This is a genomic window from uncultured Oscillibacter sp., assembly GCF_900544955.1.
GTDB lineage: Bacteria > Bacillota > Clostridia > Oscillospirales > Oscillospiraceae > Oscillibacter.
The window spans coordinates 1-21901 of record NZ_UQXD01000023.1 but is presented as its reverse complement, the minus strand read 5'-3'; the positions used below and the strand labels follow the sequence as shown (position 1 = coordinate 21901).

Genomic DNA, 21901 nt, shown 5'->3' with positions numbered 1-21901 from the left:
TTTCTTGCGGGAGTGCAGGCCGTTCAGCCCGCCTCCACCGGAGTCTCGGCGGGAGTCTCCTCCCGGGGCTTCTTCCGGCGGAAGCCGTGGCTGAAGTTGTCGATGACGGAGTAGTACACCGGGGTGAACAACAGCGTCACCACGGTGGAGATGATCATGCCGCTCATCATGGTGATGCCCATGTCGCTCATCATCTCGTTGGTGTTGCCGATGCCCAGGGCCATGGGGACCATCGCGAGAACCGTGGTCAGGGTGGTCATCATGACGGGGCGCACCCGCAGCGGGCAGGCGTTCAGAATGGCCTGCTCCCGGCTCTCCCCCATCTCCCGGCGGACCTTGATGTAATCCACCAGGATGATGGAGCTGTTGACCACGGTGCCTGCCAGCATAATGAGGGCCACCAGGGAGATCATGGACAGGTCCCGGCCCGTCAGGGGCAGGGCAAACAGGGCGCCTGTGAAGGCCACCGGCAAAATCATCATGACGATGACCGGCATCGCGAAGGACTCAAACTGGGCCGCCAGCACGAAGTACACCAGGCCCAGCGCCACCAGCAGCGCCAGCAGCAGATCGCCGAAGGACTCCATCATGTCCTCAAAGGCGCCCGCCGTCTCCGCGGTGTAGCCCTCGGGCAGGGCATACTGGTCCAGCAGGACGTTGATCCTCTGGGTTATGGCGGTGGTGTCGCCGCTGATGGTGTCGCCGCTGATGGTCACCTGCCGGGACTGGTTCACCCGGCTGATGGTCTGGGGCGCCTGGACCACATTGATCCGGGCCACGGCGGACAGCGGCACATAGCCGCCGGTGCCGGTGGACACGGGCATGGAGCGCAGGGCGTCCAGACTGGCGGAGGCCGCGCCGTCGCCCTTCACCACCACGTCCAGCTCCTTGTTGTCGATAGTGACGGTGGTGGCGGTGGCGCCGGTGAGCTCCGCCCGGACGGCGGCGCCCACGGCGGCGGCGGTGAGGCCGTACTGGGAGGCGGCCTCCCGGTTCATGGTGACCCGCACCTGGGGCACCTGCTCCGACAGGGAGTTGGTGACGTCCACGGCGTCCTCCAGCCCGGCGATCTCCGCTGTCAGATCCTTGGCGATCATGGAGAGGGTGTCGTAATCGTCGCCGCTGATCTCCACACTGATGTCGCTGCCGCTCATCGAGCCGCTCATGCCGGAGGAGCTGACGGTGATCTCGCAGCCGGCGATATCCTGGAGCTTGGTCCGCAGGTCCGCCGCCACCTCAGCGGAGGTCCGGCGGCGCTCGCTCCTGTCCACCAGGGTCATGCCCATGGTGGTGGAGTTGCCGCCGGACATCATGGACCCGGAGCCGCTGGAGGCCATGTAGTACATCTCATCCAGCTCCGGCACCTGGGCCTCCACGATGGCGCTCACCCGGTCGGCGATGGCGGCGGATTCCTCCACGCTGGAGCCGATGGGCATGCCGATGGTAATGGAAACCTGGCCCTGATCCATCTCGGGAATCATGACCATTTTGGTGGACAGGCAGCACACGGTGAAGACGGCCACCAGGCCCACAGACACCAGCATCCCGGTTTTCAGATGGTAGATGAAATACTCCAGCAGCCGCATATACAGGCGGTTCAGCCGCCCGACCCAGCCGCCGATTCTGGTGGACACGGCGCCGTGCTTTTTCTCCGCGCGGCGCATCTGGTCCCGGTGGACCTTGGTCTCGTCCAGCAGCATGTAGCACAGCAGCGGCACCAGCGTCAGGGCGATGGCCAGGGACGCGAGGATCAAAAAGGCGATGGTCAGGCAGAAGTCCTTGAACATCATGCCCGCCATGCCGCCGGAGAGGCCCAGGGGCAAAAACACCGCCACAGTGGTGAGGGTGGAGGCCACCACGGAGGAGGTGACCTCCTTGGCCCCGTCCACGCAGGCGCTCAGGCGGTCGTGGCCCTCTCCCGCGAAGCGGTAGATGTTCTCCAGCACCACGATGGAGTTATCCACAATCATGCCCACGCCCATGGCGATGCCGCCCAAACTCATCATGTTCAGCGTCAGGTCGAAGACGTTCATCAAAATGAACACCGTCAGGATACACACGGGCATGGAGATGGCGATGGTCATGGTGGCGCCCCAGCGGCGCAGGAACACAAACACCACCGCCGCCGCCAGAACCACGCCCAGAATGATGTTCTGCAGGGCGGACTGCACGGACAGATTGATGTAGTCGGAGGCCAGATAGGGCACACTGTATTGGATGGACTGGTTCTCCGCCGCCAGCTCCGCCATCCGCTTTTCCACCGCCTCGGCGGCGGCCACCTCGTTGGAGCCGGACTGCTTGGAGATCTGGAGCAGCACGCAGTTGGTACCGTTCATCTTGGCCACGGTTTTGGAGTCCTCCGTCTCCAGGGACACCTCCGCCACCTCGCCCAGGCGGATACTGCCCCCAGTGGGCAGGGAGACCAGCATGTTGCTCACGTCCTCCACGGACTGGAACTTGGCGTCGGTGGAGACCGTCAGGGTCTTGGAGCCGTTGTGCAGGTCGCCGCCGGGATACAGCAGGTTTTCCGCCCCCAGGAACTGGGAGATGTAGCTGTTGGTAAGGCCGAAGCCCGCCGCCCGGGCGGGGTCGATCCGCACCGCCACCTGCTGGTTCACGCCGCCGAAGACGTCCACGGAGGCCACGCCGTCAATCCGCTCCAGGGCGGGGGCCACCACGTCCTCCGCCAGGGCCTGGAGGTCCGCCAGATCGTCGCCCACCAGGGCCACCATGGCGGTGGGCATCATGTCGCTGATGTTCAGGTTGACGATGATGGGGTCCATGGCGCCGTCGGGCAGGGAGAGCAAGTCGAACTGCTCCCGCAGCTTGGTGGCGGCAACGTCCAGGTCCGTCCCCTCCACGTAGGTGATCTGGACCTGGCTGACGCCGTCGGAGGAGGTGGAGGCCACCTCATCCACGCCGGAGACGGACATGATGGCCGTCTCCAGGGGGCGGCTCACCAGCTCCTCAATGTCGCTGGGGGTGGCGCCGTTGTAATAGCACACCACCACCGCCATGGGGGCCTCCATATCCGGCAGCAGCGACATCTGCAGCTGGGTGGTGAAAACCGCGCCGAAAATCACGATCATAATGACCGCCAGCAGCGTCGTCACCCGGTGCTTGATACAGAACTTTGCCGTACTCATGCGTTATGACTCCTCCCCGCTGACGATGCGGACAGGGTCTCCGTCGGAGAGGTAGGCCTGCCCAACGGTCACCAGCTGCTGTCCCTCGGAAAGGCCGGAGGTGATCTCTGTGACGCCGCCGCCGGTCAGGCCCGTGGTCACCTCCAGATACTTGGCGGTGTTGTCCTCCACCACATAGACGAACTGGGTCTCGCCGCTGGTGAGGATGGCCTCGGCGGGCACCACCACCGCGTTTTCAGAGACGTCGGTGTGGAAGGTCACGTCGGCAAACATGCCGGAGAGCAGCCCGCCCACATCCGAGGGCACCGTCAGCGTGACGGTGTAGAGCTTGGTCTGCTGGCTGGCCGCCTTCTCCACGGAGCGGATGGTGGCGGAGAAGGCCTGGTCCACGGCGCTGACGTACACATCCGCCGTATCCCCGGTATTCAGCTTGGGCACCAGGGCCTCGGACACGGAGGCGGTGACCTTCATCTGGTCCGCGCCGTCGATGACCGCCAGGGGCATGGCGGTGGAGATGAAGGCGTTTTCCACCGCGTTCATGGTCACCAGCGTGCCCGCCATGGGGGCGATGACATTGCCGGCGCCGTCCACGTTCTCCAGGGCGGTATCCAGCTGCTCCAGGCCGGACTTGGCGTTCTGCATCCCGGCCTCCAGCTGGGCCAGGGAGGAGTTCCGGGTGGCGATGGCGGACTGGAGCTGCAAATCCGCCTGGTCAATCTCAATCTGGGAGGCCGCGCCGATCTCGTACAGGGCCTTCAGATCGTTGACGGTCTTTTGATACAGGTTCACCTGGGCATCCAGCACCCGCTTCTGGTCCTGATAGCTCTGCACGGCGGAGTCGTAGCTGATGCGGGCCGCGCTGTAGGAGGAGAGGGTGCTGTCCAGGTCCAGGGTGCACAAAATGTCTCCGGCGGACACCGTGTCGCCCGCGTGGGCGTAGACGGCGGTGCACTTGGCGGCGGTGGCGATCATGATGGTGGATTCGTTGTCCGCCGCGATCCTGCCGGAGATTTTGTTGTCCGTGGCGATGGTATCCACCGTCACGGTCTCCACCTGGACGGCGGTTCCCGCCGCCTGGGGCTCCTCCACCGGCGCGTCCGCGCCGCAGGCGGTCAGGGAAAGGGTCACGGCGGCCGCCAGCAGAAGCGTTTTCATCCGATATGTATTCATGGTGTGTCGGTCCTCCTCAAATCAGTTCAAAATGCCGTGCTGCACGGCCCAGCAGTAGCTGTTGTAGGCGGAAAACAGGTCGTTGGAGGCGCTTTTCACCGTCTCCTCCGCCGCGCGGAGGGCGTCCTCCGCGTCCAGCAGGTCGTTTTGGGAGAGGGTCCCCTGCCGGTGCTTGAGCTCCATGGAGGCGTACTCCGCCTGCTGGGCCGCCAGGGACACCCGGGCGGCGTTCAGAATCTGGCGGTAATCCTGGACCTGGGCATACAGCGTGCCGAAGCGCAGCTCATAGTCCTGGATGGCGGCGTTATAGGTGTACTGGGCGGCCTGCCAGTTGCTCTTGGCCTGCCGGAACTGCACCTTGCTCTCCCGGTAGCCGGTGTCCACGCCCACATCGTCGTAGTTCTCCTTGGCGTCCTCCAGCTCCTTCTGGGCGGCCAGCAGCTCATAGCTCTTCGACTTGGCCGCCGCCAAGTCCTTCTCCATGTTCAGCGCGGAGAGCTGCTCCTCCGTCACCGCCGGCACGTCGCCCAGCCGGATGGTGCCGGTCTGCTCCGCGCCCATCAGCGTCTCCAGCTGGAGCTTGTAGTTGCCGATGTTCATCTGCAGGGTCTCCAGGCCGCTGACCAGAGAGGAGCGGCCCGCCTTGGTCTGCTCCAGCTGCAGCGCGGAGATCTGCCCCAGCTGATAGCGCAGTTCCATCTCCTCCACCATGCGGTTCATGGCGGCCAGCTGCCGCTGGAGGGCGGCCTCCTGGGTCTCCATGGCCGCCAGGGCCGTATACATGGTCTCGCCGCCCATCACAATCTGGTCCTGGAGATTTTCCAGCTGCCGCTGCAGCACGGCGTTGTCCTTTTGGAGCTTGCCCTCCTTCAGATCGTCCAGCTGATCCCGCAGGGATGTGGTGGCCTGCTGCAGCTGCTCGTAGGCATAGGAGTCCCCGCCGTCGCCGAAAAGGCGGGTGAACTGCTTGGCCTTGCCGAGATTGCTGATGGCGTCCCGCAGCTCCTCGGCCATGTCCTCATAGTCCATGGTCTCCAGCAGCGCCACATTCTGTTCCAGGGCCAGCAGCTGCAGGTTGTTTTCCCGGATGCGCCGCTCCAAATTGGCAAAGCTGACGGTGCCCACGGCGTCCGGCACGATTTCCACCGATTCCGCCAGGGCCTTCCCCGTCTCGGGGTCCACGGCGGGCGCCGGGTCCGGGCCCGCGGGGGCGGTCTCCTCCGTCTTCGCGGCGGCGGGGAGCTCCGTTTCGGCGTTTGCCGCCTGCTCCGCCTGCCGCCGTTCCTCCTCCGCCAGAGCTTCCAGCTCCTCCTCGCTGCGAATGGCCATCCCGTCGGCCAGGGCCGTCATCATGCCCAGCGACAGCGCCAGGGCCAGGGCCAGCAGCAATGCAATGATCCGTTGTTTCATGGGTTCCTCCTTATGCCGTCTCCGGTCGGTACGCCATAGAAAACGCACCGTACTTGATAATCTCCAGCTGGTCCCGCAGGCGCCGGCGGTATTCCTCCGCCCCCTCCGGCCGGGTCAGACTGTCCATCACCGCGCAGCCCAAGGCCATCAGCGCCAGGCTGAACACCAGCCAGACAAACTCCGGGTCCCTCCGGCGAAAGCCGGTCAGATCCACCTTCTCCCGCACCTGCTCCAGCAGTTCCATCGCAGGCTTGGGGGGCACCATCTTCTGCATATCCATTCCCGGATTGCTCCGGAGAATCTGGATACACCGCTCCAGCTGCGGCACCGCCGCGTCCCGCCGCTGAAACTGCTCGTAGCAGTCCAGCTGGGCCTGGAAGATGTCCCCGCCGGCATCCTCCACCACCTGGCGGTAGGTCTCCGCAAACCGCTCCCGGACCTCGGTGAGCAGATAGGAAAACAGGTCCTCTTTGTCCTCAAAATACTGGTAGAAGCTGCCCCGGGGCACCCCCGCCCGCCGCACGATCTGATTGATGGAGACATCCGCGAAGCTCACACGGGTGAACTCCTCCCAGGCCGCGTCCAAAAAGCGGGTCCGCTTTTCCTGCGGCAGCCGCAAAAAGGTCTCCTTACACATGGAATCCCCCTTTTCCAGAAAATGACACCCTGTCACTTTGTGACAAACTGTCATTGATTATACGCATTCCACCCCCTCCTGTCAACTCGTTTTCCCGTCAAGAAGTGTTAATATTTTGTGAAGTCCCCCGGCGGCAAAAAACCTCCGGCAAACCGCACAGGCGGCTCGCCGGAGGCACTTGTTTTTTTGTGAGGGATGGAGATTCAGTCCAGCAGGCCGAAAAAGCGCAGCGCCGTGCCGATCTCCCGGTCCCAATAGTCGAAATTGTGCATCCCGGGGCTGACCTGAAAGGTGTGGTCCAGCCCGGGGCACTCCGTCCGGAAAAAGTCGGCCAGCTCCCGGTTCACCGGCAGCAAAGGATCGTCGTCCCCGCACAGCTGGAGGAGGCGGGGCTTGGGGCCGTCGGCGCGGCTCCGCTCCCGGGCCAGCCGCTTCAGGCTGAACGGCGTGGACTCATAGTCCTCCTCCGGGCCGAACACCTGCCGGAAGTTCCGTCCCACCTCCGAGAGCTCCGGAATGGCCAGCCCCCGCTCCGCGGAGCCGGGGCCCAGGTCCATCCGGTCCAGCCGCACCGCCGTGGACAGCCCCGCCGCCGCGGCGTACCGCTCCGGACAGGCCAGGGCCGCCCGCAGGGCGCCGTAGCCCCCCATGGACATCCCCGCGATGAAGGTCTCCTCCCGCCGGGGCGAGAAGTGGAACCAGTTGCCCAGGGCCCGGGGCAGCTCCTCCGTCAAATAGGTGCCGTAGCGGTGGGTGGCGGCTCCGTCCACATAGCAGCCCCGGCTGCCGTTGGGCATCACCACGATCACGTCCGTGTTTTGCAGATAGGACTCCAGCCGGGTCAGCCGGAGCCAGCTGGTGTGGTCCTGGCCGTGGCCGTGGAGCAGATACAGCACCGGGTAGGGCGCCCCCTCCCGGGACCGGTGGGGCACGCCCCGCCGCTCCGGCAGAAGCAGCGTCACCTGGGTGTTCATCGCCAGCTCATAGGAATACAGGTCCAGATTGCAGACAGCCATAAAACAGACTCCTTTGATTCAATTGCTCAGCCGGCGCCCTGCCAGGGCACCAGCCGGCGGTTCTCCTTCTCCCCCTCGTCCTGGGTCTTGGCGTAGCTCTCCGGGCTGACGCCCATGATCCGGCGGAAGGTGTTGTAAAAGGTGCAGTAGTTCTGAAAGCCCACCTCCATGGCGATCTCCGTCAGGGGGGTCCCCTTGCCCATCAGCAGCGTGGCGGTGTTGATCCGCTTTTCGTCGATGTACAGCTTCAGCGTGCTGCGGGTAATGTTCTTGAAGGTCCGGGAGAGGTAGGTGGGGTTGTAATTGGTCACCCGGCCCAGGGTTTTCAGGCTCAGGTCCTCCCCGATGTGGAGGTTGATGTAGTTGATGAGCTCGCACACCAGGTTGTCCTGCCGGGTCAGGGGAGCGCCGCCGTTGTTGAAGCGCAGGAAGTCGTCCTGGAGGTAGGCCAGCATCTGGTGGAGGATGCCCAGCTGGAACACCATTTTTCCGTGTTCCAGGGAGCAGTCCTGAAAGGCGTTGATGAGGTCGATGTACTTGTGGATGTCCAGAGACCCCAAGTGCAGCACCGGATAGCTGCTGCCATTCCGGCTGAAAATCTGGGTCAGGTTGTCGTTTTTGGTGGAGCAGGACATGACGAAGTTGAAGGTCAGCCCCACGCTGAAGCGCATGTGCTGGTCGTTGTCCCCCACCAGCCACACGTGCTCGTCCATCAAATCGCAGCGCACAATGTCCCCGAAATTGATCTCATACTCCTGATCCAGCAGCCGGAAGCGGGCGGGCTCCTTGCCCAGATAGATCACGAACTCGTAAAAATCGTGAAAATGGAACAGGGGGGCCTTGTTCTTCCCGTTTTGGTGCAGCTCCGCGTCGAAGCCGAACTGGTCCGTGTTGTTGGAGAAATGGGCGGCGTCGCCGGAGAAGGCGGACGTATGCAGTTCCTGTGTCTGTGCCATCGGCGTGTACCTGATACGGCGGGAGACGCGCTCTTCCCGCCGCCCTTCCTTGGGATATAAAAAACCGATTTTTCGAGGCGCGGCCGCTCTTTTCTGGGAGCGGCATCCAATTCCAAAAAACGATCGCTCTTTTTCAGAATTCAGACGTTTTCCCGCATTTTTTCGGCAAAATTAAGGGCCGTCCTTCGCCGCCGGGCGAAATCCAGCGCGCCGCTTTCCCGAAAATGTATCATAATGATATCACACCATCCAAAAAATTTCAATCCCAGGCACCAAATTCCAGGATTTTCACCGCATTTTGCCGCGGCGGCGGAAAAAAACAACCTCCCGGCACAGAAAACCGTGTCGGGAGGCCGTCAGGCGCAGGTCAGCGGATGCCTTCCTTGGCCAGCAGTTCCAGAATGCGGGCGTCGTCCTCGATGGTGGCGTTGGGCATGGGGAAGGTCCCCGCGCTGGAGGCGGCGATGCCCCGGAGCTTGATGGCCTCCTTCAAAACGGGCAGGAAGGGGCTGCGGATGTTGTACAGGTCCATCAGCCGGTCGATGCGCTGCTGGCCCCTGGCAATGCCCTCCAGGTCGTTCTCCCGGAAGGCCCGGACCCAGGCGGAGGTGATCTCCGGCACCAGGTTGCTCAGCGCGGCGATGCAGCCGTCGCCGCCGGACATCACGTTGCGGGCGAAGTTGTCGTCAAAGCCGGAGTAGATCTCGAAGGAGGGCACCCGGCTCTTGACCACTTTGATCAGTTCCCGCGTGTGATCCATCCCGCTGATGGTGTCCTTCAGTCCCACGATGTTGGGATGCATCAGCGCCAGGCGCAACACCGTCTCCGGGGGGACGGTGTAGCCGGTGTTGTCGGGGAAGTTGTAGATGTAGATGGGGCCGTGGATCTCCTTGGCCAGGCGGTCATAGTACTGCAGCAGGGCCTCGGCGCCGAAGTGGAAGTAGTACGGAGGCAGGATCATCACGGCGTCGGCGCCGGCGTCCAGGCAGTAGTTGGAGAAATCCACAATCTCGTTGGCCACCATGCTGGACGTGCCGATGATGAGCTTCACCCGGTGGTCCACCTTCTCGATGGCGAATTTGGCCATCTCCCGGCGCTGGTCCATATTCAGGGCGAAGAACTCGCTGGAGCTGCCCTCCACCAGAATGCCGTCGATGCCGTTTTCAATCAGGTTGTTGTACAGCCGCTCCTGGCTGACCAGATCCAGGGTACCGTCCTCGTTAAAGAGGGTAATCGCAGGGGCAAGATATGCCGCTTTCATAGTGCATTTCCCTTTCCTTGTCTGTTTCTTCATCTGTCGTTTCCTTCGCATCACAGTTCATGCAGCTCGGCGGCAAGCTTCTCATAGGCCCCCAGCAGCAAAAAGATATCTGCGCCGACGGTGACGGAGTCGAAACCCAGCTCCGCCATCCGGTGGGCGGAGGCCGCGTCATTGCTGTAGATCATGGCCAGCTTGCCGCTGCGGTGGCAGGCCTCCAGCACGCTGCGCATCGCGGAGCGCACCGGGGCCGCGTCCACCTGCAGGGGGCAGCCCAGGGCGATGGAGATGTCCATGGGCCCCACGAAAATGCCGTCCACGCCGTCCATCGCCGCAATCTCCTCGATATGCTCCAGGCACCCCAGGGTCTCGCACTGGGGGAGCAGCAGCGTCTGGCGGTTGCTGTTGTCCATGTACGCCTCCGGTCCCTGGCGGGAGATCCCGTCGGTTCCCCACCGCCCGTCCCGGGTGGGGGCGTAGCCCCGGCTCCCCAGGGGGGCGAACTTGGCGTAGCGGACCAGGGTTCGCACCTCCTCCACCGTCTCCACCGCCGGGACAATCAGCCCCTGGGCGCCGGCGTCCAGCCCGTGGAGCACCGCCCGGCGGCTGATCTCCGGAATCCGCACCAGCGGGCACAGCCCGCCGGCGTCCGCCGCGATGACGGCGCCGGCGATGAAGTCCTCCCCCAGTGCCGCGTGCTCGGCGTCGATCACCACGTAGTCCAGCCCCGCGCAGGCGATGTTCTCAATGGCGGCCACGCTCTTGATCTGGGAAAACGTGCCGTAGGAGGTGCGGCCCTCCCGGCGCTTTTTTAATAATGTATTCACGCCGCCGCGGCTTATTCCAGGCCGCCGCCCTGCATGGCGGAGCGGGCGTTCTGGGTGTACATCCGGTAGAAGCCCTTCCGGGGCTCACGGGGGATGATGCCCTTCTCGGAGCGCTTCTTCAGCTCGGCGGTGGCCTCCTCCACCGTGCAGGGCACGCCGTGGATGCCGGTCATGTTCAGCGTACGGTTGCTCACGCTGTAGGACACCAGGTCTCCCTCCTCCAGGAAGGCGATGGGGCCGCCGGCGGCAGCCTCGGGGCTGACGTGGCCGATGGCGGCGCCGCGGGTGGCGCCGGAGAAGCGGCCGTCGGTGATGAGGGCCACGGAGCCGTTGATCCGCTCGTCGCAGCAGATGGCCTCGGTGGTGGCCACCATCTCGGGCATGCCGCAGCCGCGGGGGCCCTCGTAGCGGACGATGATGACCTCGTTGGGGTTGATCTCCCCCTTGGCGACGGCCTCATAGGCGTCGTCCTCGGAGTTGTACACCCGGGCCTTGGCGTTGACCACCTCGCGCTGGTCCTCCGCGCAGGCGGCGTACTTCACCACGGAGCCGTCGGGGGCGATGTTGCCCTTCAAGATGGCGACGGAGCCCTTCTCGTGGGCCTTCGCCACAGGGAAGATCACCTGGTCCCGGGTGAGGCCGTAGTTGTTCAGGTATCCCAGGTTGCGGTCGAACCAGTTGTCCTTCTGCAAATCCTCCAGGTTCTCGCCCAGGGTCTTGCCGGTGACGGTCATCACGTCCATGTCCAGCATATCCCGCAGCATCCACTGCACCATGGGCACGCCGCCGGCGAACCAGAAGGACTCGGTCAGCTGGGTGCCGGAGGGATAGATGTTGCCGATGTGGGGCACCTGGTGGTTGATCTCGTCGAACAGCTCGATGGGCATCTCATAGCCCATCTCCCGGGCGATGGAGGGCAGGTGCAGCGTGGCGTTGGTGGAGCCGCCGATGGCGCTGTGGATGATGATGGCATTGCGGAAGGCGGCGGGGGTCATGATCTTGCTGGGGGTGATGCCCTTTTCCGCCAGCTCCATGATCTGGCGGCCGGCCTGGCGGGAGTACTGCAGCAGATCCCGCATGGTGGCGGGCACCAGGGCCGCGCCGGGCAGGGTCAATCCCAGGGCCTCGGCCAGGCACTGCATGGTGGAGGCGGTGCCCAGGAAGGTGCACGCGCCCACGGAGGGGCAGCCGGTCAGCTTGTAGTCCCGGACCTCCTGGGGGGTGATGGCGCCGTCCCGCTTCTCCCGCAGGGAGATGTCGCCGGCGACGATGGAGGTGGTCATGTTGGGGCCGGGCCGCATGGAGCCGCCGGGCATGAAGATGGTGGGAATGTCCAGCCGGGCGGCGGCCTTCAGGTGGGCGGGGATGGACTTGTCGCAGCTGGAGGCCAGGATCATGCCGTCCCAGGGCACGGCGCAGCCGTGAATCTCCACCATGTTGGCGATGGCCTCCCGGGAGGCCAGCACGAAGTTCATGCCGTCGTGGCCCTGGGTGCAGCCGTCGCAGATGTCGGTGGCGTAGTATTTGGCGGGCTTGCCGCCCTTTTCATACACGCCGTAGACCGCCTGCTCCACCATCTGATTGAGGTGGTAGCTGCCGGGGTGGGAGTCGCCGTAGACGCTCTCCACCATGATCTGCGGCTTGGTGATGTCGATGTCGTCCCAGCCGGTGCCCATTTCCAGAGCGTCGAACTGTGCCCAGAATTTTCTCTCATTCAAGCTCTTCTGAATCATAATGCTCTCCTCTTTTTTATTTTCAGATTTCCGGTATCAAAATCAGCAGCCGTGCCACGCCCGAATGGGCCTCGCCGCCCGCTTTTTTTCAAACGCCTATGGATGCCTGCCAAGATGCCGGAGCCCTCCGGCGGGTGGCGCCGGAAGGGGGTACGTTCCCTGATGCCACGATATCAAAAAACGGACCGGATTGCAACTGTTTCCTTGACCTCCCGCTATGAAAAAGCAACTTGGCGCGAAGCCGCCGCCCCCAATTGGAAAGGGGCCACCGCTGCCGCCCGTTTCAGGCAAGGCAGCGATGGCCCCCATGGTGCTTCATTTGGCGCTCGCAAACCAAATTACAAAGGAAGAATGTTTTTGGAGGGTGGGGCGGCGAACCGCCTCACCTCCGTCTTGTGGAAGTTCCTGCCGGAAAGGCTTACATCACACCCAAGAGGATGAAGATGCTGCCGGCGATACCGGCAAACAGACCGGCGACGCCGCCCACCAGGGTGTTGTACTTGAAGGTACGGGTGGTATCCATGTTGAGCATGGACATGGACACCCACCAGCCGGAGTCGTTGACGTGGGAGACGATCATGGTACCGGCGCCAATCATGACGGCGCAGGCCACGGGGGTGATGCCCAGGGAGCTGAGCATGGGCAGGCACAGACCGGCGGCGGTCATGCCGGCGGTGGTACGGGAGCCCACGGCGCACTCCATGGCGGCACCGATGATGAAGGGAACCAGGAAGCCGGGGAAGTGAGAGGCGGCCACCACGTCGCCCAGTTCAGCGGCGGCGGGGGCGTTCTTGATGATGGTGGCGAAACCGCCGCCGAAGCCGGTGACGATCAGGGGAATCAGAGCCACTTCCAGAGCCTCGGCGACCCAGCCGTTGAACATCATGTTGAACAGGCTGGTCTCCTTCTTGCCGGTGGTCAGGTTATAAGTAGCCAGAGACTTCTCCTTGTGGGTGACGGCCAGCAGCCAGCCGCAGATCACGCCCAGGAACAGGGCGATATTCCGGTTGCCGATGGTGTCCAGGAACACGCGGAGGCCGGCATCCTCGGCCATGGTCATGTCCGCGAAGGAGGCCAGGGCGATCAGGATGACGGGCAGCAGGATGGGGGACATGGCGGCCAGCACGTTGGGCAGGCCGGGCTCCTTGATGAGCAGGTCGTGGTAGTCGTTACCCTTGGCCTCTTCAACACCCTCCACATACTCGGGCTTGGGGGGATAGAAGTCCTTGGCGGCCCAGCCGCGCATCAGGAACCAGGTCAGCAGATAGGCGATCATGGAGCAGACAATACCCCACAGAATGACCATGCCCAGGTCGGCGCCCAGCAGGACGGAGACGGCCAGGATGCCGGGCGTGGGGGGCACCATGGAGTGGGTCAGGTTCAGGGGCAGGATGGTCATGGAGGCCATCAGGCCCATGGGCTTGTTCTGGCGCTTGCCGATGATGGCGCACAGGGGGCTGATGAGGACCATGGTCACATCGCCGAAGACGGGGATGGACATGATGTAGGCGGCCATACCGGTGGACAGCTCCAGGTTCTTGCCGCGGAAGAGCTTGATGAAGAAGTTGACCATGGACTTCGCGGCGCCGGAATCGCGGATGGAGCAGGCGATGATGGAGCCGAAGATGATGGTCATGCCGATGCTGCCCAGCGTGGAGCCAAAGCCGTTGGCAATCGTGGTGATCGTATTGATCGGGGAATCGCCCAGAATGGTGCCGGCCAGCATACCGCCGATAAACAGGGAAATGACGGGATGGACCTTCAGCTTCACGATCAAGAAAATCAGGACAGCCACGGAGATGACAATCGCCAAGATAAATTGCGTCATGATTGAAGTACCTCCTAAAATTTATACGCAGCCGCTGCCTTTTCGGACACCCCCCTGCCGCGGCCGGGACAGAGGGCTGCTTTCAGCGGGAGCGGCGCACCGCGCCCCGCCGGGTTCGAGAGAAACGCGCCTCACATAACACGTCGTACGTCCCTTGGCGGTACAAAAGCCCGGAAAACCTACCGGGCCCTCCCTATCGCCGCCGGGACCTCTCTTTCCTTACCTCCCCTTTCACATTCTCTCTTCCTTTTGGTGCAAGCCTGTCGTGGTATGGTTGTCTGAAGCGACATCTACCAGTTCTCATTCTACCACAAACTATGAACATTTCAAGAACTGTCTGGTCGTTGAAAAAAGGTATTCTGATTTCGAATCCATACTTTTCAGTAAATTTCTTTTTCATGACTTTTGCCCGCTGCTTTCTCGGCCTGTTTTTTCGTCTTTCTCTTGGAATTTTCTCGAATTTTGTTCATTTATGCAAAACACGTCCCATTTCCCGCCGGTTCCGTTGTCAGTTTTGCACACCGTTTTTCCTATTGTTTTTCGATTTTCAGATATCGTTTTTTGCCTTTTCAAAAAGCCCTCCCTTTCCATTTCGAGGGAGTTCGCCCGGTTTCCCCCCGGCAGCCCTCCGGGGAGCAGGCCCTCCCACCCGGCGGCAGATTTCATTTTTTCCCGCGCTGTCCCCGTCGCCGGCTGTTCTTCTTGCGTAATCGTTTTTTGCCATTTTCTCGCAAAAGCACGTCCTTTTCTTCAAAAATGTTTGAAAACCACCGCCGCCCCTCCGGAGCCGCCGGGGGTGCGTCCGCCTCCGCCCCCGCCTCCAATGTAAAGAAAATAAAACTCAAAATCGCAAAACAAAATTTGCATTTCGCCGGGCAATCCGATACAATGGTACCGGATGCGGCCCGATCCCCCTGAAAACTTTCGATTTTCTCCCCGGAACCCCGCCTTTTGCCGAAAAACCGGATGGTTTTTCTCCCCGTTTCCGCCGGGCCGCCCCATTTGGAATGGTGTCTGCATTTGAAATCTAAAACGCCATAAAGGTTATCGACCCCATCTGGTAAAAAAGCTATATTAAATGTGATAGCAGTGTTCAGTTGCTTTCGGAGCGCTCGGATTGCTGTTTATGGCGTTTGCTTTCTGGATCATCCTTTTCGTCAGCCCTCCTCACGGACCGGCTGCGCCGCGTTGCATCTTTCTTGCAGACGCCCGTTTTTTTACCCGTCATTGTCAAATAATTATCAAGCAAGACCCCGGCAGGGCGCTGCCCCGCCGGGGGACAGAAGGGGGGCTTCTTCATTATTTGACGGCTGGTATGCGTTTGACTCCACCCCAAGCTGCGATCACTACTACCCACAGAAAAAAAGAAGAATCGAGGATCAAAAATGGGACACAAAGTTGTAATGGATGGCAACACCGCCGCGGCATACGCTTCCTACGCCTTTACGGAAGTCGCGGCCATTTACCCCATCACGCCCTCCTCCCAGATGGCGGAGGCCGTGGACGAATGGGCGTCTCAGGGGAAGAAAAACCTGTTTGGGAAAACCGTCAAGGTCATTGAAATGCAGTCTGAGGCCGGCGCCGCCGGCACCTGCCACGGCTCTTTGCAGGCCGGTGCCCTGACCACCACTTACACCGCCTCTCAGGGCCTGATGCTGATGATCCCCCCCATGTTCCGGATCGCCGGCGAGTTCCTGCCCGCCGTGTTCCATGTCTCCGCCCGGACCGTGGCCCAGAACATGTGGTCCATCTTCGGCGATCACTCCGACGTGATGACCTGCCGCTCCACGGGCTTCGCCATGCTGGCCTCCGCCTCTCCCCAAGAGGCCATGGACCTGGGCGCCGTGGCCCATCTGGCCTCCATCAAGGCCCGCCATCCCTTCCTGCACTTCTTCGACGGCTTCCGCACCTCCCACGAGCTGCAGAAGATCGACGCGCTGGACTATGAGGACCTGCGCCCCCTGATGGACATGGACCAGGTCAACGCCTTCCGCAAGCACAGCCTGAACCCGGAGCATCCCCACGTCCGCGGCACCACCGCCAGCTCCGAGACCTTCTTCCAGGGCCGGGAGGCCTCCAACGGCCACTATGACGCCATCCCCGACATCGTTCAGCACTACATGGACGAGATCAACAAACTCACCGGCCGCAACTACAAGCTCTACGACTACTACGGCGCCGAGGACGCCACCGAGGTGGTGGTGGTCATGGGCTCCGGCGCGGAGACCACCCGGGAGACCGTGGACTATCTGAACCAGCAGGGCCGCAAGGTGGGCATGATCTCCGTGCACCTGTTCCGCCCCTTCTCCGCCAAGCACTTCATGGCCGTCCTGCCCGAGACCGTGAAGAAGGTGGCCGTGCTGGACCGCACCAAGGAGTCCGGCTCCGTGGGCGAGCCGCTGTTCCTGGACGTGAAGGCCGTGCTGACCGGCTCCGGCCGCAGCTTCGACACCATCGTGGGCGGCCGCTTCGGCCTGGCCGCCAAGGACACCACCCCCAGCCAGATCATTGCCGTGTACGACAACCTGGACCAGGCGGCGCCCAAGAACGGCTTCACCATCGGCATCGTGGACGACGTGACCTTCACCTCCCTGCCCAGCAAGGACATCCTCCTGCCCAAGGAGGGCGAGATCTCCTGCAAGCTGTGGGGCACCGGCGGCGACGGCACCGTGGGCGCCAATAAGAACTCCGTGAAGATCATCGGCGGCATGACCGAGAAGTACGCCCAGGCCTACTTCGTCTATGACGCCAAGAAGTCCGGCGGCGTCACCCAGAGCCACCTGCGCTTCAGCGACAGCCCCATCCACGCCACCTACCTGGTGCAGTCCGCCGACTTTGTGGCGGTCCACAACGCCGCGTATCTGGAGAAGTTCGACGTGTCCGCCGACCTCAAGGAGGGCGGTACCTTCCTGCTGAACTGCCAGTGGAACGACGCGGAGCTGGAGCAGCACCTGCCCGGCAGCCTGAAGCGCGCCCTGGCGGAGAAGAGCGCCAAGTTCTACACCATCGACGCCTCCGACATCGCCATGAAGCTGGGCCTGGGCAACCGCACCAACTCCGTGCTCCAGGCCGCCTTCTTCAAGCTGGCCGACATCATCCCCATGGACACCGCCGTTACCGCCATGAAGGACGCCATCAAGAAGACCTACCTGCTCAAGGCCGGCCAGAAGGTGGTGGACATGAACTGCGCCGCCGTGGATGAGGGCGTGGCCGCCCTCCACGCCGTGGAGATTCCCGAGAGCTGGAAGAACGCCCCCGTGGAGAGCAAGGACAGCGCCGAGAGCGACTTCCTCCACGACATCTTCAAGCCTCTGGACCAGATGCAGGGCGACAAGCTGCCCGTCTCCGCCTTCCAGAAGTACGGCATTTTCGACGGCACCTGGCCCAACGGCACCTCCAAGCACGACAAGCGGGCCGACGCCATCATGGTCCCCGAGTGGGATGCCTCCAAGTGCATCCAGTGCAACCAGTGCGCCTACGTCTGCCCCCACGCCGCCATCCGCCCCGTGCTGGTGACGGAGGAGGAGAAGGCCGCCGCGCCCGCCACCTTCGAGACCATCCCCGCCAAGGGTCCGGGCCTGGAGAAGTACGGCTACCGCATCCAGGTCTCCCCCTACGACTGCCTGGGCTGCGGCTGCTGCGTCAACGCCTGCCTGGCCAAGGACGGCGCCCTGAAGCTCCAGCCCGCCGCCACCCAGGCGGTGCAGGCCGAGAACTGGACCTACGGCATTGAGACCGTCCCCGTGAAGAAGGACGCCGTCAACGTCAAGACCGTCAAGGGCAGCCAGTTCGCCAAGCCCTACTACGAGTTCCCGCCCGCCTGCGCAGGCTGCGGCGAGACCGCCTACATCAAGCTGGTCACCCAGCTCTTCGGCGACCGCATGTACATCGCCAACGCCTCCGGCTGCACCGCGGCCCACGGCGGCTCCCTGCCCTCCACCCCCTACTGCACCGACGACCGGGGCTTCGGTCCCCCCTGGGAGCAGTCCCTGTTTGAGGACAACGCCGAGTTCGCCTTCGGCTTCCTCAACGCCCACGAGACCGTCAACGGCGAGCTGGTGGACGCCGTCGCCCAGCTGAAGGACGCCGGCGTGGCCGCGGAGGCCTGCGAGGCCTACCTCGCCGGCAAGGACAACGCCGAGGTCTCCCGGAAGGTCACCGACGACCTGCTCTCCGCCCTGGAGAAGGCCGACGTGAAGGCCGAGGAGAAGGTCTCCGTGGACTTCATCCTCCAGAACAAGGAGTTCCTCAGCAAGAAGTCCGTGTGGGCCTTCGGCGGCGACGGCTGGGCCTATGACATCGGCTTCGGCGGCCTGGACCACGTGCTGGCCTCCGGCATGGACATCAACATGCTGGTGCTGGACACCGAGGTGTACTCCAACACCGGCGGACAGTCCTCCAAGGCCACCAACGCCGGCGCCGTGGCGCAGTTCGCCGCCTCCGGCAAGCGCACCAAGAAGAAGGACCTGGGCATGATGCTGATGAGCTACGGCTACATCTACGTGGCCCAGGTGGCCATGGGCGCCGATCCCAACCAGACTCTGAAGGCCATCCGGGAGGCCGAGGCCTATCCCGGCCCCTCTGTGGTCATCGCCTACGCCCCCTGCACCGCCCACGGCATCCCCAAGGGCATGAGCAACTGCCAGCAGGAGATGAAGCGGGCCGTGGAGAGTGGCTACTGGCACCTCTACCGCTACAACCCGGCGCTGAAGGAGGAGGGCAAGAATCCCTTCACTCTGGATTCCAAGGCCCCCAGCAGCGACTTCATCGAGTTCATCCGCTCCGAGCGCCGCTACGCCACCCTGGAGGCCAAGTTCCCCGAGGACGCCAAGAAGCTCTTCGCCGAGGCCGCCCAGGGCGCCCAGGACCGCTACGACAACTACGTGAACCTGAGCCAACGGTAAGCCAACCGTCCATACCATCCTCCCTCTCCTGACCAGCGGGAACGCCGGCTCTGGACCGGCCGTGAAAGCGGCCGGTCCAAGAGGCGGGCCGGCGTTTCCGCTGGCGCGGCGAGGGAGGTCCTGTCGTGTCAACGGCCCGCGGCGGCGCCGCGGAGCTCCATTCTATTTAAATAAAGAGAGGGTCAAGCATTATGAAAACTGCTCAGGAGTACAAGGACAGCCTGCGCGAGCGGAAGATCCGGGTCTATCTCAAGGGCCAGCTGCTCGACAGCCGCGAGGTGATCGACCACCCCTTCATCCGGGGCCACGTCAACTCCGCCGCCATGACCTATGCCCTGGCCAACAGCCCGGAATATGAGGACCTGATGACCGCCACCTCCCACCTCACCGGCCATAAGATCAACCGGTTCACCCACGTCCACCAGTCCACCGACGACCTGCTGAAAAAGGCCAAGATGCTGCGCACCATCTCCCAGAAGACCGGCACCTGCTATCAGCGCTGCGTGGGCTTCGACGCCATGAACGCCACCTACACCGTCACCTACGAGTGTGACCAGGCCATGGGCACCGACTACCATGAGCGCTTCAAGAAGTTCCTCATCATGGTCCAGGACAACGACTACATGGTGGCCGGCGCCATGACCGACGTCAAGGGCGACCGCAGCCTCCGTCCCGGCCAGCAGAAGGACCCGGACATGTTCGTGCACGTGGTGGAAAAGCGGGCGGACGGCATCGTGGTCCGGGGCGCCAAGGCCCACATGACCGGCATGGTCAACTCCCACTGGATGCTGATCATGCCCACCATGGGCATGCTGGAGAACGAGGCGGAGTACGCCGTCTCCTGCGCCATCCCCGTGGACGCCCCCGGCGTCACTCACATCTTCGGCCGCCAGACCAACGACGACCGCAAGTGCGAGGGTGCCATCGACCAGGGCAACGCCAACTACGGCATCGTGGGCGGCGAGTGCCTCACCGTGCTGGACGACGTGTTCGTGCCCTGGGAGTACGTGTTCATGTGCGGCGAGTACCAGTTCTCCGGCCTGCTGGTGGAGCGCTTCGCCTGCTACCACCGCTCCAACTACGGCGGCTGCAAGGGCGGCGTGTCCGACGTGGTCATCGGCGCCGCGGCGCTGTGGGCCGACTATCAGGGCACCAGCAAGGCCAGCCACATCAAGGATAAGCTCAACGAGATGATGCACCTGACCGAGACGCTGTACGCCTGCGCGGTGGCCGCCGCCTCCATGGGCGGACCCACCCCCTCCGGCGCCTACTTTGTGGACCGGCTGATGGCCAACGTCTGCAAGCACAACGTCACCAAGCTCATCTACGACATCGACCGCCTGGCCCAGGACATCGGCGGCGGCATCATCGCCACCATGCCCTCCGAGTCCGACCTGAGAAACCCCGAGATCGGCCGCTGGGTGGAGAAGTACCTCCAGGGCGTGGACGGCATTCCCACCGAGGACCGGATGCGGGTGGGCCGCCTGCTGGAGAACATGACCGGCGGCACCGCCCTGGTGGAGTCCATGCACGGCGCCGGCTCCCCCCAGGCCCAGAAGGTGATGTACTCCAAGCTCTCCGGCCTGGAGCAGAAGAAGAAGTTCGCCGCCAACATCGCCGGCGTCGGCCGCACCCGCAAGGAGGGCTGAGCCCCGCCTGCCCCGCATCCCTTTTGTCAAAGACCGGTTCCCCCGCCCCCGGGCGGGGGCGCCGTGCCGAATGAAATACATGAAAAGGAATGAAGAAAGACTATGGATTTTTCCCTGACTCGTGAACAAGCCCTGGTCCGCAAGATGATGCAGTCCTTCACGGAAAATGAAGTGAAGCCCATCGCCGCCGAGATCGACCGCACCCACGAATATCCCGCCGAAAACGTCGCCAAGCTGTTCAAGCTGGGCGTGATGGGCATGACCATCCCCACCCAGTACGGCGGCATGGGCGCGGACCACGTGTCCGCCGCCATCTGCACCGAGGAGCTGGCCAAGGCCTGCGCCTCCACCAGCGACATTGTGGCCGGCCACACCCTGTGCTGCGTCCCCATCTTTGAGCACGGCACCGAGGAGCAGAAGCAGAAGTACCTGCCGATGCTGACCAAGGGCTGCGTGCTGGGCGGCATGGGCATCACCGAGCCCAACGCGGGTTCCGACGCCTCCAAGAGCCAGACCGAGGCCAAGCTGGAGGGCGACCACTATGTGATCAACGGCTCCAAGTGCTTCATCACCAACGGCCCCGACGCCGGCGTGTTCGTCATCTTCGCCATGACCGACAAGAGCAAGGGCAACAAGGGCCTCTCCGCCTTCATCATCGAGAGCAGCTTCCCCGGCTTCTCCATCGGCAAGGTGGAGGAGAAGATGGGCCTCCACGGCGTGCACACCTCCGAGATCGTGTTCACGGACATGATCGTGCCGAGGGAGAACCTGCTGGGCAAAGAGGGCTCCGGCTTCAAAATCTGCATGCAGACCCTGGACACCGGCCGAATCGGCATCGCGGCCCAGGCTCTGGGCATCGCCGAGGGCGCCATGGCCGAGGCCATCGAGTACACGAAGGGCCGCGTGCAGTTCGGCAAGCCCATCAGCAAGTTCCAGAACACCCAGTTCACCTTCGCGGACATGTGCCTGCGGATTGAATCCGCCCGCCTGCTGACCCACCAGGCCGCCACGCTGAAGGGCCAGGGCGTCCGCTGCAGCAAGGAGGCCGCCATGGCCAAGCTGTCCGCCTCCGAGACCGCCATGTGGGTCACCACCAAGGCGCTGCAGATGTTCGGCGGCTACGGTTACACCAACGACTATCCCATGGAGCGGATGATGCGGGACGCGAAGATCACGGAGATTTACGAGGGCACCTCCGAGGTCCAGCGGATCGTGATCTCGTCCAACATGGGCCTGTAAGGAGGAGGAAACGAGTATGAAGATCATTGTTTGCGTCAAGCAGGTGCCGGATACCTCCGGAAAGGTGGCGGTGAACCCGGACGGGACGCTGAACCGCGCGTCCATGCAGACCATCACCAACCCGGATG

The 21901-nt window shown here is 63.3% G+C and carries 14 protein-coding genes and 1 pseudogene; 4 read left to right on the top strand and 11 right to left on the bottom strand.

Going from position 1 to position 21901, the window contains the following annotated elements; genetic code table 11:
- Window positions 1-23: 23 nt before the first annotated feature.
- From QZS21_RS06945 to QZS21_RS06895, 11 genes are all read right to left on the bottom strand, one after another.
- Window positions 24-3146 carry an efflux RND transporter permease subunit gene (locus QZS21_RS06945; RefSeq protein WP_295581713.1) on the bottom strand — a complete coding sequence of 1041 codons (3123 nt, stop codon included), beginning with the start codon at window positions 3144-3146 and terminating at the stop codon, window positions 24-26.
- 3 nt (window positions 3147-3149) lie between these two features.
- Window positions 3150-4301: an efflux RND transporter periplasmic adaptor subunit gene (locus tag QZS21_RS06940; protein WP_295581711.1), complete on the bottom strand. Its 1152-nt coding sequence runs from the start codon at window positions 4299-4301 to the stop codon at window positions 3150-3152.
- A gap of 36 nt (window positions 4302-4337) precedes the next feature.
- Entirely contained in the window at window positions 4338-5726 is a 1389-nt protein-coding gene (locus QZS21_RS06935) for a TolC family protein (protein WP_295581708.1), read from the bottom strand.
- Window positions 5727-5736: 10 nt separating this feature from the next.
- Entirely contained in the window at window positions 5737-6363 is a 627-nt protein-coding gene (locus QZS21_RS06930) for a TetR/AcrR family transcriptional regulator (RefSeq protein ID WP_295581706.1), read from the bottom strand.
- 203 nt (window positions 6364-6566) lie between these two features.
- On the bottom strand, window positions 6567-7379 hold the full coding sequence (locus QZS21_RS06925; protein ID WP_295581704.1) for an alpha/beta hydrolase family protein: 813 nt from the start codon (window positions 7377-7379) through the stop codon (window positions 6567-6569).
- A gap of 26 nt (window positions 7380-7405) precedes the next feature.
- Window positions 7406-8335 carry an AraC family transcriptional regulator gene (locus tag QZS21_RS06920; RefSeq protein ID WP_295581702.1) on the bottom strand — a complete coding sequence of 310 codons (930 nt, stop codon included), beginning with the start codon at window positions 8333-8335 and terminating at the stop codon, window positions 7406-7408.
- 367 nt (window positions 8336-8702) lie between these two features.
- Entirely contained in the window at window positions 8703-9596 is an 894-nt protein-coding gene (locus QZS21_RS06915) for a dihydrodipicolinate synthase family protein (RefSeq protein ID WP_295581700.1), read from the bottom strand.
- A gap of 50 nt (window positions 9597-9646) precedes the next feature.
- Window positions 9647-10420 carry an HpcH/HpaI aldolase/citrate lyase family protein gene (locus tag QZS21_RS06910; RefSeq protein WP_295581698.1) on the bottom strand — a complete coding sequence of 258 codons (774 nt, stop codon included), beginning with the start codon at window positions 10418-10420 and terminating at the stop codon, window positions 9647-9649.
- Window positions 10421-10431: 11 nt separating this feature from the next.
- Window positions 10432-12153, bottom strand: a complete 1722-nt coding sequence (gene ilvD, locus QZS21_RS06905; RefSeq protein ID WP_295581696.1) for a dihydroxy-acid dehydratase — start codon at window positions 12151-12153, stop codon at window positions 10432-10434.
- A gap of 418 nt (window positions 12154-12571) precedes the next feature.
- The gene (locus QZS21_RS06900; protein ID WP_295581694.1) at window positions 12572-13981 is read right to left on the bottom strand and encodes a GntP family permease; all 1410 of its coding nucleotides are present in this window, start codon (window positions 13979-13981) and stop codon (window positions 12572-12574) included.
- Window positions 13982-14377: 396 nt separating this feature from the next.
- Entirely contained in the window at window positions 14378-14647 is a 270-nt protein-coding gene (locus QZS21_RS06895) for a hypothetical protein (protein WP_295581692.1), read from the bottom strand.
- Between the two features lie 737 nt (window positions 14648-15384).
- Here QZS21_RS06895 and nifJ point away from each other — a divergent pair.
- The 4 genes and pseudogenes from nifJ to QZS21_RS06875 all read left to right on the top strand — a co-directional run.
- Complete coding sequence (nifJ, locus tag QZS21_RS06890; RefSeq protein WP_295581690.1) at window positions 15385-18885, top strand: pyruvate:ferredoxin (flavodoxin) oxidoreductase; 3501 nt, start codon at window positions 15385-15387, stop codon at window positions 18883-18885.
- Window positions 18886-19076: 191 nt separating this feature from the next.
- Window positions 19077-20534 carry a 4-hydroxyphenylacetate 3-hydroxylase family protein gene (locus QZS21_RS06885; protein WP_295581688.1) on the top strand — a complete coding sequence of 486 codons (1458 nt, stop codon included), beginning with the start codon at window positions 19077-19079 and terminating at the stop codon, window positions 20532-20534.
- Between the two features lie 102 nt (window positions 20535-20636).
- Entirely contained in the window at window positions 20637-21773 is a 1137-nt protein-coding gene (locus tag QZS21_RS06880; RefSeq protein WP_295581686.1) for an acyl-CoA dehydrogenase, read from the top strand.
- Between the two features lie 16 nt (window positions 21774-21789).
- A pseudogene (locus QZS21_RS06875) lies at window positions 21790-21901 on the top strand (electron transfer flavoprotein subunit beta); the annotation flags it as partial.

Excerpts from the sequence above, each read along its gene's own strand:
- QZS21_RS06945 (WP_295581713.1), bottom strand. The coding sequence starts at position 3,146 with ATGAGTACGGCAAAGTTCTGTATCAAGCACCGGGTGACGACGCTGCTG.
- QZS21_RS06940 (WP_295581711.1), bottom strand. The coding sequence starts at position 4,301 with ATGAAAACGCTTCTGCTGGCGGCCGCCGTGACCCTTTCCCTGACCGCC.
- QZS21_RS06935 (WP_295581708.1), bottom strand. The coding sequence starts at position 5,726 with ATGAAACAACGGATCATTGCATTGCTGCTGGCCCTGGCCCTGGCGCTG.
- QZS21_RS06930 (WP_295581706.1), bottom strand. The coding sequence starts at position 6,363 with ATGTGTAAGGAGACCTTTTTGCGGCTGCCGCAGGAAAAGCGGACCCGC.
- QZS21_RS06925 (WP_295581704.1), bottom strand. The coding sequence starts at position 7,379 with ATGGCTGTCTGCAATCTGGACCTGTATTCCTATGAGCTGGCGATGAAC.
- QZS21_RS06920 (WP_295581702.1), bottom strand. The coding sequence starts at position 8,335 with ATGGCACAGACACAGGAACTGCATACGTCCGCCTTCTCCGGCGACGCC.
- QZS21_RS06915 (WP_295581700.1), bottom strand. The coding sequence starts at position 9,596 with ATGAAAGCGGCATATCTTGCCCCTGCGATTACCCTCTTTAACGAGGAC.
- ilvD (WP_295581696.1), bottom strand. The coding sequence starts at position 12,153 with ATGATTCAGAAGAGCTTGAATGAGAGAAAATTCTGGGCACAGTTCGAC.
- QZS21_RS06900 (WP_295581694.1), bottom strand. The coding sequence starts at position 13,981 with ATGACGCAATTTATCTTGGCGATTGTCATCTCCGTGGCTGTCCTGATT.
- QZS21_RS06895 (WP_295581692.1), bottom strand. The coding sequence starts at position 14,647 with ATGAAATCTGCCGCCGGGTGGGAGGGCCTGCTCCCCGGAGGGCTGCCG.
- nifJ (WP_295581690.1), top strand. The coding sequence starts at position 15,385 with ATGGATGGCAACACCGCCGCGGCATACGCTTCCTACGCCTTTACGGAA.
- QZS21_RS06885 (WP_295581688.1), top strand. The coding sequence starts at position 19,077 with ATGAAAACTGCTCAGGAGTACAAGGACAGCCTGCGCGAGCGGAAGATC.
- QZS21_RS06880 (WP_295581686.1), top strand. The coding sequence starts at position 20,637 with ATGGATTTTTCCCTGACTCGTGAACAAGCCCTGGTCCGCAAGATGATG.